Origin of the sequence: Proteus sp. PR00208 (assembly GCF_016238545.1) — a bacterium.
Classification (GTDB): domain Bacteria; phylum Pseudomonadota; class Gammaproteobacteria; order Enterobacterales; family Enterobacteriaceae; genus Proteus.
Genome location: NZ_JAEHQE010000008.1, coordinates 51,591 through 67,099, shown reverse-complemented (window position 1 = coordinate 67,099; position 15,509 = coordinate 51,591). Strand labels below are relative to the sequence as shown.

Below are 15,509 nucleotides of genomic sequence, written 5' to 3'. Positions count from 1 at the left end.
TAAAATGACTAACTTAAAAAATAAAATGAATAAATTATTATTTCTAATTTTTATTCTTAGTTTATCTACCCTCTCTTTTTACAGTCATGCCGCGCCTGATTGTGTCAATAATGGCGGTATTAAACATGGCACGATGGATGCGAGAGGTGGCACCATTGAACTAAAAGGAATGATTAAAAAGAATCAAGAGATCGCACGTTTTACATTTAAGCGTGATGGCTCTGATGTCGCCGTTGCTGATTGCCCAGATGGAGCTGAGTTCTATGCTTATGCAACATATAGCGAAGCCAGTGGCGTAATGCCAACCTATTATATGGATATCGATGGCAGACCTGCTTATTATGTTGTACGTAACGGTCATATTACAGGCTTAGATGATTATGCTTATGTTTTAATTGAAAATGAGTCAGGTTTGTCATTTAGAAGTCAGCCAGGACAAGAAGTTCCTGTTAACAGCCCTAAACTTAATACAAGGGATGCTACCGTTATTGTTTACTCCACCAAAGATAACCCTAAATCCCAGCGTTTTACGACTCAATATATTGGCTCTATATTAATTAATCGCTTTAATTCAGGTGGCGGTACAACAGCTGTTGGTTTTAGTTATCGCCTATCCGTAAATATTATTAGCGCGCCAACATCTTGTAGTGCAGAAAATACGAACCTTGAAATGAATTTGCCTAAAATGCCTATTACTGCATTTTCTAGCATTGGGTTTCCTCGTGATAATCAATATGCTGAAGATAATCTGAGAATAAATTGCACAGGTAATGCTTCCGCTAAAATTAAACTAATGGCGCATAACACCACAAGTTACGACGGGCAAAAAACCATTATCAAACCTGATAATGAAGGCGACAGTAATAATGCCAAAGGTGTAGGATTTGTTGTTTCATCCCCTTCAAGTGGTGATACTGTGTTAATTAATAACCAGTTTGTTCCACTGGCTGATTTAACCAGTGGCAGCAATAGCGTACCACTAAAAGCAGAATATTATCGTTATGGTGATGATATTAAACCCGGCAAACTTAATGCCACTGCAAATTTTGTATTGGAGTTTAATTAGTTATTACTGCGCATTGTATGCTATTAATCAAAAAAGGGAATTTTCCTGTTATTTCGAATCAAGTGGACAAACAAAACCAGTTAATGAAGATGATAACACCATAAAATTACAATTCACTGTACCTGAGAGGCAATTTATTGCAAAAGAGTATCTAGTGGGAAGCATTAAAGTTCCCTTTTAAAAAAGCCTATTTTAGATGGAATTAAAAATGCGTTTAGACCATTTCGATTATCCCAATCAAGGTGGAACGAGTTTATGTGGCTCTGCTGTATTTTTTTATTATCTACTCAGAAATAGACCTTATGTATATGAATAAACAGCAAAAGTACTGTGGCAATATGGAAAAAAATTGGCGAGCTAGAAATAGCACTTAACAAAGGCTGTCGTAATCCTAATGGCTATTTCTATAATACTTTTGACTCAGTTATTTCAGGACTTGATTGGGTAATCCAGACTCAATCAACGAGCTACACGCCATTGTTCTAAAACCATGTCCGCAAACTTCGTTTTAGTTTCATAGCCCATCACACGTAACGCATTGTTTACCGTGTTTTCACTCATAGGCTTTCTAGGATTATGGTCACCGATAAAGATCAATTTATGATTACCACTGAATTGATAGATCTGTTTTAAGATCTCAATGGCTTGTCTGCTTAAAGGCACTCAGTGAGGAGTATGCATTTTTGAATCGTGATGTAAGTATTTATCTCCTCACATTCAGCAGAAGGATGCTTTGAAAAACCAAAAGGTAGGTAACGCCCTATAAATCATAAAATTTAGGCATAAAAAAAGACACTTTTAGCGTCTAATTTTTGGTGCCGAAGGCCGGACTCGAACCGGCACACCCGAAGGCGGTTGATTTTGAATCAACTGCGTCTACCAATTTCGCCACTCCGGCACTGAAGTGTGTCTGGAAAACCTGCCCATTATACTTGCGTGAAGAACCCTCGCAACAATTATTGTTAGTTTTCAGTTTGATTGGCGAAAAAAAGTGCATTTGGGGTTTGTTGCTATCATAAAACACGACTTATAAGTTGCATCTAGGTATCTATCGTTAATGATTTAATCATGTTGTATCGATAAATCAATTATCTTGTTATTCTTGTATCTAAGTTTATTCGCCATCTTATTTCTACTTTTTTCTTATCTTATCTTTTTCTCTTTTAAAGATTATATCGTCATTATATAAATTCATTAAAACTAACTTATTTAAACGATATATTTTAATTTATATATCGATAAATAAAAAAAGGATCAAAACTTGGGTTAGTGTTTTGATCCGACAGTACTGCTAAACGAGGGCTTAATTTTATTTTAATGACTATAAATTATTTTTGTAGCGTCACTGCCCTTTTCTTCCCTGGTGTGAGGAAGAAGGTAGTTATGTTTTATTAATATAATGTACTTCTTTATCTATACTGCATATTATTGATATAAAGGATTTACTACTTTAATAAGATACTTCTTACTACTACATAGGAAATTACTATTTAACACAAAGGTACTTATTTACTACTATAACAAAGGTACTACTATCTAATATAAAGGCATTTATTACATCTAAAACGAATGTACTACTATTTAATATAATGGTGTTGAAATATTACGACTAATATATAACTTATTTATTATTGAAGAGGCTATTTTATAATATGCCTTCTTATTACTTCACTCTATTATTGCTGTGTTATCTTTGCTCTATAACTCTTATATTCTCAGTCTCTCGACTTGATGAAGCTATAATAAGTTTAATTTCACAATCTCACAATCAATAAATTATTACAAAATATGTCACACTCTTATATTATCTTTACATAATACCATAATTTCATCAAAATAAGATAAATTAAAGATGAATACGTTATCTAAAAGCGATTTATTGAATAAAAAAACCATTCATTAACATTTTCTTGATATACATATCCTAACTTAATAATAAAGAAAATCTAATAATAGGGTTAAAAACTAGGGTAACTGAGGAAGATTGTAACTTAACGGTAATACTTACCTCACTTTTAGAGGAGAAACATGAGAAAAATGTCTTTTTATGATGCAGTTTTTCTCCACTATCCTTTTCTTAGAGACAATTTGACACATTTAATGCCAACTTTTTGATAACTGACTCTTGCACTGATAGACATTCTTATTTCTGATAATATAATCAAAATTTGGTTTAAATCTGATTAGAAGGCGGTGTTATGGGCATTGTTGGCTGGATTATAACGGGCATATTTGTTGGTATTATCTTAGGTGCCGTATTAAAAATGATAAAGAAAAAATAACGCGATAAGAAAGGCACCAAATTAAAACATAAACCATTTTATGTTGATCGCATTCCTTTCACCTCACTGACTTCTGTTGAAAGTAAAAATGAAAAAACATTTTCTAAAATATCTTATGATCCCAATCGCTTTACTGACATTGAATGCGTGTAGCCAACGTTCGTCATTACCACCAGCGACACAACCTTCTATGTTAAATCAACAGAACAGTGTGCCTGAGTTAACGCAATGGCCTACGGCATTAAGCCCTAATGTAAGCAATGCAAGCGCGCTGTTTGATAAATATGCCTCACAGATTTATCAAAAGAGTAATCCTCAAGGCATGGTTATTGTCATGATCAATAACTCTCAAACCTTGAATCGTTCTTTTGGGACGACAACACCTGAAAGCCGCAATGCACCATCAATGAACTCGCTTATTCGTATCGCTTCAATTACTAAGTTGATGACAAGTGAAGTGCTATTAAAGTTACAAGATGATGGAAAATTATTAGTCACCGATCCACTACAAAAATACAGTTACTATGGTGTAGACATTCCATTAGTCAGCGCTCAATCCCCTATCCGTCTTTATCATTTAGCGAGTCACACCAGTGGTTTTCCACGAGAACAACCCGGTGGAAAATGGGGAAGACCTGTTTTTATATGGCCAACGCATGGCGACCGCTGGAACTGGTTGAAAAAGGCGACATTGACATCTACCGCTGGGGAACAAGCAGCTTATTCAAACCTCGCTTACGATCTATTAGCGGATGCCTTGGTGAAAGCATCAGGTAAAAGTTATCCTCAACTTTTACAACAATATGTCACTCAGCCCGCAGGCATGACGAATACCACATTGACGCCGACTCCAGCACAATGCCAACGACTATTAGTAGGATATAAACCAAGCCCATGCTCTGACACCATTGCAGCAGCTGGAAGTGGTGGTGTGTACTCTACGCCTGCCGATATGCAACGTTGGATGCAAGGCTTTTTGACTTCTCATAATGCCATGCGAAAGGCAACAGCAAGTAAAGAGCAGTCTGTTTACTTTCCTCGTAATCGACTCTCTTCAATAGAAGGGATGGATGTAGCGGGTCGTGCTGATGGCGTGGGTTTAGGCTGGGTTTATATGGCTCCCGCCAATGGTGTTCCGGCCATTTACCAAAAAACAGGTGGCGGCGGTGGGTTTAATACTTATATGGCAACCATCCCTGAATTAAATATCGGTGTATTTGTGGTGATCACCCGTAAACCTAACGGCACTAAATTTAGTGAAGTAACTCAGGGTACTAATGCTCTTGTTCGTGCGCTAGCAAAAGATTTTTATCAGTGATCGCATACTCAATAGCAATAAAAAAGCGCCTAATAAGGCGCTTTTTATTTTTCAGTCTGATGTTATCTAGCGATTACGCTTCATCAATAACCATAAACTCAACGTTAAGAAGAGTATTCCCGGTACTAATGCGGCAATCACTGCGGGTATGCCATAAACCAAACTTAATCGTCCTGAAACTTCATTGACGATATAGAATAAGAAACCAAAAGAGATACCCGTTAAAACTCTTAATCCCATTGGTACAGTACGTAATGGGCCAAAAATAAATGACAATGCCATTAACATCATTACAGCAACAGAGATTGGAGCAAAGATTTTTTTCCAGAAATTCAGCTCATAGTTTGCTGACTCTTGCCCACTCTGTTTTAGATATTTAACGTACTGATAAAGCCCGCTGATCGATAATGCATCTGGATCTAACGCCACAACGCTTAATTTTTCTGGCGTTAATCGTGTTGGCCATTCAAGTGATACCTGTTTTTTACCTGTGATTTTTTGTGGATCAGTTAAATCTGACTGTTCAACTTGTTTCAACATCCACGTTTTTTTATTCACATCGTAGGTTGCACTTGATGCATAACGTACCGTTTCTAGTTTTCTATCATTATTAAAATCATAGAGTGTGATGCCTTGCATCTCATTTTGGCTCTTTATTCGGTTGATATGAATAAATTGATTGCCATCTTTAGCCCACATACCGCGGTTAGTCGAAACTAAAGAGTTACCCATGATTTTTTCGGCACGGTAGTTACGTGCGTACTGTTCACCTTGTGGTGCGCCCCATTCGCCAATCAGTACAGTTAATAGTACCAAGGGAATAGCGGTTTTCATTACCGAGCCTGCAATTTGCAAACGGGTAAATCCCGATGCTTGCATCACCACCAACTCACTACGCGTTGCTAATGCGCCTAATCCTAATAACGCACCAAGTAATGCCGCCATAGGAAAGAAAATCTGCACATCTTTAAGGATATTTAAAATGGCGTAAATACCCGCATCCAGTGTGGTGAAATCCCCTTGCCCTACTTTACGGAGTTGATCGACAAATTTGATAATGCCAGATAGTGAAACTAGCAAAAACAGTGTCATCAAAATCGACTGTAAAATAGTACGCCCGATATATCTATCTAGTACACCAAACATCAGGCAACTCCTTTCTTAAAGCGAGCGCGGAATTTACGCATAGGCAAGGTATCCCAAATATTCAATAAGATAGCCAAGGCAAGATAAGCACCATTAACACTCCACATTGCAATTAGAGGGTCCAGTTTTCCTTTTTCACCGTTAGAGTGCAATGAACTTTGTAGTAAGAAGAACACCAGATAAAGCAACATGGCAGGTAGCATACTTAATACGCGACCTTGACGTGGGTTTACCTCACTTAAAGGCACGACCATCACCGCCATAATGATAACAGAGAAAATCAAAGTTAAACGCCAATGGAATTCAGCGATAGACTCAGTTTCATTTGAATGCCAAAGTTCAGTCATCGTTTTTTGTTCTACACGATTACTGCTAATGGTAGATTCACGGTGCCCGATAACAGCTTGGTAATCATTAAAATCGGTAATACGAAAATCACGTAGCACAGCCGTACCTTCATAGCGAGTACCCTCACTTAATACAACTATCTGATTCCCGTTAGGTAATTCTTTGGTATAGCCTTTATCTGCCACCACGACAGAAGGACGTTGATCTTGTGTTGGACGCAACTGTGCAAGGAATACATCTTGGAATTGATTCCCTTTTACACTGCCAAGATAGAGCACCATATTGCGGTCACTGGACATTTTAAATTGCCCTTCCATCAATGCAGCTAAACTTGGGTTTGCTTTAGCATCCTCAAGGACTTGCTCTTGATGCACCGAAGACCAAGGAATAAGCCAAATGACATTTCCTGCGGCTAATGCGCTGGTGAGTAATGAAAGCAACAGTGCAGCTTGCACTAATGCTTTTTTACCTATTCCGCACGCATTCATGACGGTTATCTCACTTTCAACATAAAGTTTGCTGTAAGTCATCAGAAGCCCAAGAAAAAGGCTTAATGGAAGAATAAGCTGTGCCATCTCAGGAATTCCCAGCCACAGCAGAGAAATCACGAGGTTTGTAGGAATGTTACCTTCAACAGCAGCCCCTAAAATTTCAACCAGTTTCTGGCTAAAAAAGATAAGCATCAAAATAAATAAGATGGCTATCTGACTTTTAAGGGTTTCCCGAGCTAAATATCGAATTATAATCACGCTAGTTATGCCTGTGAAAACTTGTCTTTTTGCAGGAAAATCGCTAACTTCGTTGTATATCTATCATTTGTGCATCTCAGTTAGACATTCTTGCAGCCCAAATGATATCAAAACATGCTATAAACAGGTTCCCAATAAGAACAAGCTTATAAGTTAGCTAAATTAGTTGTGTTCAATTAATGCATTTAGCTTAACATAAAAAGTAAACTTTCTATGGGGTAGATTAATGCGGATCACTATTCTAAACGATACTTTCCGTTTTTGTCTTTAATATTCAGGAGAACGCATGGAGTTTAATGTAAAAAGCGGCAGCCCAGAGAAACAACGCAGCGCTTGTATTATCGTGGGGGTGTTTGAGCCTCGTCGTTTATCTCCGATCGCGGAGCAACTTGATAAAATCAGTGATGGCTATATCAGCGCCTTGTTACGCAGAGGTGAACTGGAAGGCAAAGTCGGACAATCATTGCTGTTACATCATGTACCAAATGTTCTCTCTGAGCGCGTTTTACTAATTGGTTGCGGTAAAGAGCGTGAATTGGATGAACGCCAGTATAAACAGATCATTCAAAAAACCATTAACACACTCAATGAAACTGGATCTATGGAAGCCGTATGCTTTCTGACTGAGTTACATGTTAAAGGTCGTAATAATTACTGGAAAGTGCGTCAAGCGGTTGAGACTGCAAAAGACTGCCTCTATACCTTTGATCAACTGAAAAGCAATAAGACAGAATTACGTCGCCCATTACGTAAGATGGTCTTTAATGTACCTACTCGTCGTGAACTACCAAGTGGTGAACGTGCAATTGCACACGGTTTAGCCATCGCATCAGGTATTAAAGCATGTAAAGATTTAGCTAACATGCCACCAAATATCTGTAATGCCGCTTATTTAGCATCTCAAGCTCGTCAACTAGCAGACTCATCTTCAAATGTTTCTACGCGTGTTATTGGCGAAGAACAAATGAAAGAGCTAAATATGAATGCTTACCTCGCAGTAGGACAAGGCTCTCAAAATGAATCTTTAATGTCGATTATCGAATATAAAGGCAATAAAGATCCTGAAGCTCGCCCAATTGTGTTAGTAGGTAAAGGGCTGACATTTGACTCGGGTGGTATTTCCATCAAGCCTGCTGATGGCATGGATGAGATGAAATACGACATGTGTGGTGCGGCAACGGTTTACGGTGTGATGCGTGTTGTTGCTGAACTCCAGTTACCAATCAATGTCATTGGTGTACTTGCGGGTTGCGAAAATATGCCGGGTGGAAAAGCGTATCGCCCAGGTGATATTTTAACAACCATGTCAGGACAAACCGTAGAAGTATTAAACACCGATGCTGAAGGTCGTTTAGTGCTGTGTGATACGTTAACTTATGTTGAGCGCTTTGAGCCTGAATTAGTTGTCGATATCGCTACATTAACAGGTGCTTGTATGGTGGCTTTAGGACATCACTACAGCGGATTAATGTCTAATCATAATCCATTAGCACATGAATTAATGAATGCATCAGAACAAGCAGGTGACCGCGCTTGGCGTTTACCATTAGGCGATGAGTTCTATGAACAAATCGAATCTAATTTTGCTGATTTAGCTAATACTGGTGGCCGTTTAGGTGGCGCAATTACTGCGGGTTGTTTCTTAGCGCGCTTTGCGACTAAATATAACTGGGCTCACTTGGATATTGCAGGCACAGCATGGCGTTCTGGTAAAGCAAAAGGCGCGACAGGCCGCCCTGTTTCTTTATTGTCTCAGTTCTTACTTAATCGCGCGGGTTTGAATAGCGACGAGTAATACCGCATAATTATCAGGGTTAAGGTATTACCCTATTATTATGGTAAATAGAGCAGACTCCAAGAAGGGTATTGCAACGCAATACCCTTCTGTTATCGGGATATCATGAAAAACGCCACGTTTTATTTAATGGAACACCCATCAATACACGATGATTTACAGGCTCATGAGTGGCTTGCCTGTCAACTTACCGCTGAACATTGGCGATTAGGCAAACGTATTTTGTTGGTTTGTGAGTCTCAAGCTCAAGCTGAATTGCTTGATGAGGCATTATGGGCAAGAGAACCTCATCAGTTTGTTCCTCATAATCTTGCAGGTGAAGGTCCTCGTTATGGCTCTCCTGTTGAATTATGTTGGCCTGGAAAACGTGGTAATGCACCTCGTGATCTCTTGATTAATTTGCAATCGCAATTCGTAGACTTTGCCACAGCTTTCCATGAAGTGATAGACTTTGTACCTATTGATGAACAATTGAAACAGTTGGCGCGTGAACGATATAAAATTTATCGTAGCGTCGGCTTTACTTTGACAATGGCTACGCCGCCAACCTATTGAATACGTAAAGAATATGGAAAATAAATCCGCACCGAAAGAGCCATCGCTCGACACAACATATAATCCAGCAGAGATTGAACAACCTCTGTATCAGCATTGGGAAAAAAATGGCTATTTCAAAGCCAATGGCGATACAACGAAAGAAAGCTTCTGTATCGTGATCCCACCGCCAAACGTCACAGGTAGCCTACATATGGGTCATGCTTTCCAGCAGACTATTATGGATACCATGATCCGTTATCAGCGTATGCAAGGTAAAAATACCTTATGGCAGTCAGGTACTGACCATGCGGGTATCGCAACGCAAATGGTTGTTGAGCGAAAAATTGCCGCTGAAGAAGGTAAAAATCGTCATGACTATGGTCGTGATGCATTTATCGACAAAATTTGGGAATGGAAAGCAGAATCAGGTGGTAACATTTCTAACCAAATGCGTCGTTTAGGTAACTCTGTTGATTGGGAACGTGAACGTTTCACAATGGATGAAGGGTTATCTAAAGCGGTTAAAGAAGCTTTTGTTCGCTTACATAAAGAAGATCTAATCTACCGTGGTAAACGCCTCGTAAACTGGGATCCTAAATTACACACAGCGATTTCTGATCTTGAAGTCGAAAACCGTGAAGTTAAAGGATCTATGTGGCATCTGCGTTATCCTTTAGCGGATGGGGCGAAAACAGCCGAAGGTAAAGACTACCTCATTGTTGCAACAACACGTCCTGAAACCATGTTAGGTGATACAGGTGTTGCTGTTAACCCAGAAGATCCTCGCTATAAAGATTTAATTGGTAAAGAAATTATTCTACCAATCGTTAACCGCCGTATCCCTATTTTAGCGGATGAACACGCTGATATGGAAAAAGGTACAGGTTGCGTAAAAATCACCCCTGCTCACGACTTTAATGACTATGAAGTTGGACGTCGTCATCAATTACCAATGATTAATATCATGGATTTTGACGGCAATATCCGTGTAAGCGCAGAAGTCTTAGACACCAATGGTGTTGAATCTGATGTTTATAGCACTGAAATTCCAGCAGCCTACCAAGGTATGGAACGCTTTGCTGCACGTAAAGCAATGGTCGCTGAATTTGAACGTCTAGGTTTATTAGAAGAGATCAAGCCTCACGATTTAACCGTACCTTACGGCGACCGTGGTGGTGTCGTTATCGAGCCTTTATTAACAGACCAATGGTATGTTCGCGCAGCACCTTTAGCGAAACCAGCAGTTGAAGCTGTTAAAAATGGCGATATCCAATTTGTACCAAAGCAGTACGAAAATATGTACTTCTCATGGATGAATGATATCCAAGATTGGTGTATTTCTCGTCAACTGTGGTGGGGTCACCGTATCCCAGCTTGGTATGATAATGAAGGCAACGTTTATGTTGGTCGTGACGAAGAAGAAGTTCGTCGTGAAAACAATATCGCAGCTGATGTTGCATTACGCCAAGATGATGACGTACTGGATACGTGGTTCTCATCGGCACTATGGACATTCTCAACATTAGGCTGGCCTGAAAATACTGAAGCACTGAAGACATTCCATCCAACAAATGTTTTAGTCAGTGGATTCGATATTATATTCTTCTGGATCGCTCGCATGATCATGATGACCATGCACTTTATCAAAGACGAAGACGGTAAACCACAAGTGCCATTTAATACGGTTTACATGACAGGTCTTATTCGTGATGAAGAAGGCCAGAAGATGTCAAAATCTAAAGGTAACGTACTTGATCCTCTGGATATGATCGACGGTATTTCATTAGAGAACCTGTTAGAAAAACGTACTGGTAATATGATGCAGCCACAAATGGCTGAAAAAATTGCTAAACGTACTAGCAAAGAGTTCCCAGAAGGTATTGAAGCACACGGTACAGATGCCCTGCGCTTTACCTTAGCCGCGTTAGCCTCAACGGGTCGCGATATTAACTGGGATATGAAACGTCTATCTGGTTACCGTAACTTCTGTAACAAGCTGTGGAATGCAAGCCGCTTTGTGCTGATGAATACAGAAGATCAAGATTGTGGCTACCAAGGTGGTGAGATGACATTCTCACTGGCTGACCGTTGGATCTTAGCTGAATTTAACAATACCGTTAAAGCCTATCGTGAAGCGTTAGACAACTATCGTTTCGATATCGCTGCTGGTATTTTATATGAGTTCACTTGGAACCAATTCTGTGACTGGTATCTTGAGCTATCAAAACCTGCGGTACACAAAGGTAATGATGCACAAAAACGCGCAGCGCGTCATACACTGATTGAAGTGTTAGAAGGCTTACTGCGCCTTGCTCATCCAATTATTCCATTTATCACAGAGACAATCTGGCAACGTGTGAAGGAAGTGAAAGGCATCGACGGTGAAACCATCATGCTACAAGCTTTCCCTGAATTCGATGCATCACTTGTTGATGAAGCTGCACTTAACGATCTTGAGTGGATCAAAGAAGTTATCGTTGCTGTACGTAATATCCGTGCTGAAATGAATATTGCCCCAGGTAAACCACTTGAAGTTATCTTACGTGGTGCCAACGACAATGCTAAACGTCGCGTTAGTGACAATATTGGTTTCTTAAAAGCAATGGGTCGTTTAGCGGATATTCGTCCATTAGCAGAAGGCGAAGAAGCGCCATTATCAGTTAATAAACTGGTTAACGGTGCAGAATTGCTGATCCCAATGGCGGGCTTTATCGATAAAGATGCGGAGCTTGCACGTTTAGATAAAGAGCTTGAAAAAGTAGAAAAAGATATCACAACTTTAGACAGCAAATTATCTAACGATGGCTTTGTTAGCCGTGCGCCAGAAGCGGTTGTTGCTAAAGAGCGTGAACGCTTAGCAACATGCTTAAGTGCAAAAGAAAAACTAATCGCACAAAAAATCTCTATCGCCTCTTTATAAGCATAGTCGCTTTAAAGACACTGAGATTAATAATAAAAACCCGCGTTTATCGCGGGTTTTGACTTAATATCATTCAGCTAAAAAATAAAACCATTTTTCACTTCATTTCTTGTTATTCTCGGTTCTATTCTCGTCAATCCGCCTTTCTCCCCCTTATTTTCGCTTAAATTTAATCACTCGCTAAAATATAACGCTAGAAATAAAGGGGATAAGTAAGCAAAGAAAAAGGGTTAACGGTTTACAAACACGCTTAATCAATTAAGATAGTTTTTGTAGCCACCCGCGCTACTTTCAATGAAGAAGTTCCTTTCCGGTGCTCTCTCAATAAATAATCAAAAAGTATTCTACTAATAAGTGAAAACGATGAGTGCAACTATGACTGCAACCCAAGCTATAACCTCAAATATTGTTATCCGAGCAATTGAAGAAAAAGACAACGCAGGTATTGCACGCGTTATTCGTGAAGTCTCCGCAGAGCACGGTTTAACTGCCGATAAAGGCTTTGCTGTTGCCGACCCAATTTTAGATACCCTTTATGAAGTTTATCATCAGCCACGCAGTGCTTACTGGATTGTTGAGATGGATGGAGAAGTTGTTGGCGGCGGCGGTGTCGCACCACTTGCTGGAGGTGATGGCAATACTTGTGAATTACAAAAAATATACCTTTCATCCAAACTACGAGGCAAAGGTATTGCGAAAAAAATCGTTCTACAATCTCTTGAATTTGGTAAAGAGCAAGGCTTTAACCGTTGCTATTTAGAAACCACAGATATCTTAAAAGCGGCTGTCGGTTTATACGAAAAGCTAGGATTCGAATTTATTGATGAAGCATTAGGCAACACTGGACATAGTGATTGTGAGATCCGTATGGTGAAGCCACTTTAAGCGTTCTTGCTGTTCCCTAAGTAATACAATAAATAAAATAAGTTTTACTTTACCCGTATTTCTGATACGGGTTTTTATTGTCAAAAATAGCACCTATTAACACAAATTCTGTTTATCAAAATGATATAAATACAGTATATTTTATACTTATTCTCACAATTAATTTCTTAATTAATTATTATCAAAGTATTATTAATGAAATTCTTATCTTATATTTTATTAAAATCTACAAGTTTAATTTATTATTCATTTCACTCTAGATAACTCTATTTAACTTCTTAAATTAAATATCTCTTAGCTTCTATTTTATTTTAATTCTCCTTCTTTTTTATATTGCTATTTATCGCTAATTTAATATCTTTATGCAGATAAAGTCATGTGATGGCTTTTATAACTCTAAAATTTAAAAGGAATTTTTTCATGAAAAACTTTGTTAAAATTGCACTTATTGCTTCTGTAATTACCGTAATGACTGGTTGTACTGGTAGCGTATACAATAAAGAAAAAGACTGTAACTACGACTACTTACTGCACCCAGCAGTTTCTATTTCTAAAATTATTGGCGGCTGTGGCGACACAAGCAAATAAGAACTAAAAAATAAACATATTAATAAACTGCATTCTGACTTATTGTTGCTAAGAAAGAATGTAGTTTTTTATTTTTCATTTCTTGAGAAGAAATGAATAAAAATTAAATCTATTACACTAAAAACTATTTATTCAATTATTTAAATATAGCCTATTTATTATTTCTATTTTCTTTATTACATCTCTTTTATTTCTATCTATTAAAATCATTCATTTTTTTTGAACACCATCAACAAATTCCCCCTATTTTGTTCATCTCGCGAACACTTTATGATCAGCTTCATTAAGAAATCGCGATAATCTGTATTACCTCCTTCTGTGTCTTGGTTATTGCGGTTTCTTTCCTTAACTCGGAGAACAATCATGACTATCAGACAGATTAATCATATTTATTCGGCGCCAAATTCACACTGGGTAGGTAATGGCTTTCCAGTCAGCACCTTATTTTCCTATCAGGAAAATGGTGAAAAACATAGCCCGTTTCTGCTGATGGATTATGCCGAGCCAACACTATTTAAGCCTGTTACTAATGCCCGTGGTGTAGGAGCGCATCCTCATCGTGGATTTGAAACCGTGACAATCGCTTATCAAGGCGAAGTTTCTCATCATGACTCTAAAGGTCATGCTGGAACCATCGGCGCAGGTGATGTGCAATGGATGACTGCTGCTTCTGGCATTTTGCATAAAGAGTATCACTCTGAAAAAATGACCAAAGAAGGCGGTGTATTGGAAATGGTGCAACTTTGGGTGAATCTGCCGACAGCGTACAAAATGACACAGCCTCGTTATCAGGCGCTAAAAGCAGAGGATATCCCTCATGTTGAATTACCTGATGGTCAGGGTTATGTCAGAGTCATTGCGGGTAATTATGCCAATACCCAAGGTGCCGCAATGACCTATTCACCACTGAATGTGTGGGATCTGCATTTAAATCACGCAGGTGTTTCACATTACAGTATTCCCGAAGGCCATAATGCAATGCTGTTTGTAGTAAAAGGTGCTGTACATATCAATGACAGTGAAATAGCACGCCAACATGACATGGTCGTGTTAGATAATCATGGCGATACGCTGACATTAGAATCAATGGGTAACACCCTTGTTTTAATTCTAACAGGTGAGCCGATTAATGAGCCGATTGCTGGACAAGGACCTTTTGTGATGAATACGCAAGAAGAGTTACAACAAGCTTTTGATGATTATGACAATGGTAGATTTGGGGTGATGAACTAATCGCTCGATCTTAAAACCAATAACACCAGTCACAAAGTAATTATTTTGTGGCTGGTGCTATTATTTTGCACTGATAAATCAGGTATAAAAGGACAACATTTAGCAAAAATTAATGTAAGCGAGATGACTTATCAGACTCTTCTTCTTCGTCGTCTTCGTCTTCACCTTCTTCATCATCATACTCTGCGTCAGGATCTTCAAAATAAGTCCCCCAACCATCGTAATAGACACCCATTTTTTCAGCTAAATTCATTAATTGCTCAACTTGGGCATCAATAAGTTCAGCATTCAAACCACTTTCACTCACAGCATCAAAACAAACTAGGATCTCACCTGATTCGACTTCAATTTCCTCAGGCTCAGTCACTTCATAACCTAACTTAAAGACTTCAACTGCTGCTTTTTCTAGTGTTTCAAAGTTTTCACAAGAAATATGGTGCTCAATGGCATACAGTGCGTCAGGATCACTGCCATCTTCCAGTAACTCTTCAATAATAAGACGTGTTTCTTCACGTTGTTCTGCTAACTCTTTGCTGTCCGCCATAATCATGCTCCGCAATAGTCTGAAAAGGTATCTCGTTCATTCTCCCACAGGCAGGATCAACACTCCATACTTAATATGATGCCCTTATCGCAGACTGT

At 38.8% G+C, this 15,509-nt stretch carries 11 protein-coding genes, 1 tRNA gene and 1 pseudogene; 8 read left to right on the top strand and 5 right to left on the bottom strand.

All coding sequences use genetic code 11. From position 1 onward, the window contains the following. Window positions 1-4: 4 nt before the first annotated feature. A complete protein-coding gene (locus JEP36_RS07715; protein WP_198626344.1) occupies window positions 5-1,066 on the top strand; it encodes a fimbrial protein in 1,062 nt (353 codons plus the stop codon). A 445-nt stretch (window positions 1,067-1,511) separates the two neighbouring features. Here the strand turns inward: JEP36_RS07715 and JEP36_RS17760 are convergent. Further along, window positions 1,512-1,756 (bottom strand): annotated as a pseudogene (locus JEP36_RS17760) (tyrosine-type recombinase/integrase); the annotation flags it as partial. A 123-nt stretch (window positions 1,757-1,879) separates the two neighbouring features. Beyond that, window positions 1,880-1,964, bottom strand: a tRNA-Leu gene (locus tag JEP36_RS07705). Window positions 1,965-3,436: 1,472 nt separating this feature from the next. Between JEP36_RS07705 and ampH the strand changes: the two genes are divergently transcribed. Continuing rightward, a complete protein-coding gene (ampH, locus tag JEP36_RS07700; protein ID WP_198620204.1) occupies window positions 3,437-4,666 on the top strand; it encodes a D-alanyl-D-alanine-carboxypeptidase/endopeptidase AmpH in 1,230 nt (409 codons plus the stop codon). A gap of 66 nt (window positions 4,667-4,732) precedes the next feature. Here the strand turns inward: ampH and lptG are convergent, their stop codons facing one another. Further along, window positions 4,733-5,812, bottom strand: coding sequence for an LPS export ABC transporter permease LptG (gene lptG, locus JEP36_RS07695; RefSeq protein ID WP_196533526.1), 1,080 nt, complete (start codon window positions 5,810-5,812; stop codon window positions 4,733-4,735). Further along, the gene (gene lptF / locus JEP36_RS07690; protein ID WP_198620205.1) at window positions 5,812-6,909 is read right to left on the bottom strand and encodes an LPS export ABC transporter permease LptF; all 1,098 of its coding nucleotides are present in this window, start codon (window positions 6,907-6,909) and stop codon (window positions 5,812-5,814) included. The genes lptG and lptF overlap by 1 nt, the downstream gene beginning before the upstream one ends. 286 nt (window positions 6,910-7,195) lie before the next feature. Between lptF and pepA the strand changes: the two genes are divergently transcribed. The 6 genes from pepA (at window position 7,196) to JEP36_RS07660 (ending at window position 14,867) form a co-directional block, all read left to right on the top strand. Beyond that, the gene (pepA, locus tag JEP36_RS07685) at window positions 7,196-8,704 is read left to right on the top strand and encodes a leucyl aminopeptidase (protein WP_006535637.1); all 1,509 of its coding nucleotides are present in this window, start codon (window positions 7,196-7,198) and stop codon (window positions 8,702-8,704) included. 105 nt (window positions 8,705-8,809) lie between these two features. Then, window positions 8,810-9,259, top strand: a complete 450-nt coding sequence (locus tag JEP36_RS07680; RefSeq protein WP_023583544.1) for a DNA polymerase III subunit chi — start codon at window positions 8,810-8,812, stop codon at window positions 9,257-9,259. Between the two features lie 13 nt (window positions 9,260-9,272). Beyond that, complete coding sequence (locus JEP36_RS07675; protein ID WP_198620206.1) at window positions 9,273-12,161, top strand: valine--tRNA ligase; 2,889 nt, start codon at window positions 9,273-9,275, stop codon at window positions 12,159-12,161. A gap of 375 nt (window positions 12,162-12,536) precedes the next feature. Continuing rightward, on the top strand, window positions 12,537-13,046 hold the full coding sequence (locus JEP36_RS07670) for a GNAT family N-acetyltransferase (RefSeq protein WP_198620261.1): 510 nt from the start codon (window positions 12,537-12,539) through the stop codon (window positions 13,044-13,046). Window positions 13,047-13,466: 420 nt separating this feature from the next. After that, window positions 13,467-13,634, top strand: a complete 168-nt coding sequence (locus JEP36_RS07665; protein ID WP_036914671.1) for a YhfL family protein — start codon at window positions 13,467-13,469, stop codon at window positions 13,632-13,634. A 363-nt stretch (window positions 13,635-13,997) separates the two neighbouring features. Next, on the top strand, window positions 13,998-14,867 hold the full coding sequence (locus tag JEP36_RS07660; RefSeq protein ID WP_198630043.1) for a pirin family protein: 870 nt from the start codon (window positions 13,998-14,000) through the stop codon (window positions 14,865-14,867). A 109-nt stretch (window positions 14,868-14,976) separates the two neighbouring features. Here the strand turns inward: JEP36_RS07660 and rraB are convergent, their stop codons facing one another. Continuing rightward, window positions 14,977-15,411, bottom strand: a complete 435-nt coding sequence (rraB, locus tag JEP36_RS07655) for a ribonuclease E inhibitor RraB (RefSeq protein ID WP_088493956.1) — start codon at window positions 15,409-15,411, stop codon at window positions 14,977-14,979. Window positions 15,412-15,509 lie beyond the last annotated feature (98 nt).

What these genes read in the sequence shown, in the direction of transcription:
- rraB (WP_088493956.1), bottom strand. Translation starts at nt 15,411, where the DNA reads ATGGCGGACAGCAAAGAGTTAGCAGAACAACGTGAAGAAACACGTCTT.
- JEP36_RS07675 (WP_198620206.1), top strand. Translation starts at nt 9,273, where the DNA reads ATGGAAAATAAATCCGCACCGAAAGAGCCATCGCTCGACACAACATAT.
- JEP36_RS07680 (WP_023583544.1), top strand. Translation starts at nt 8,810, where the DNA reads ATGAAAAACGCCACGTTTTATTTAATGGAACACCCATCAATACACGAT.
- ampH (WP_198620204.1), top strand. Translation starts at nt 3,437, where the DNA reads ATGAAAAAACATTTTCTAAAATATCTTATGATCCCAATCGCTTTACTG.
- JEP36_RS07665 (WP_036914671.1), top strand. Translation starts at nt 13,467, where the DNA reads ATGAAAAACTTTGTTAAAATTGCACTTATTGCTTCTGTAATTACCGTA.
- JEP36_RS07670 (WP_198620261.1), top strand. Translation starts at nt 12,537, where the DNA reads ATGACTGCAACCCAAGCTATAACCTCAAATATTGTTATCCGAGCAATT.
- lptG (WP_196533526.1), bottom strand. Translation starts at nt 5,812, where the DNA reads ATGTTTGGTGTACTAGATAGATATATCGGGCGTACTATTTTACAGTCG.
- JEP36_RS07660 (WP_198630043.1), top strand. Translation starts at nt 13,998, where the DNA reads ATGACTATCAGACAGATTAATCATATTTATTCGGCGCCAAATTCACAC.
- pepA (WP_006535637.1), top strand. Translation starts at nt 7,196, where the DNA reads ATGGAGTTTAATGTAAAAAGCGGCAGCCCAGAGAAACAACGCAGCGCT.
- JEP36_RS07715 (WP_198626344.1), top strand. Translation starts at nt 5, where the DNA reads ATGACTAACTTAAAAAATAAAATGAATAAATTATTATTTCTAATTTTT.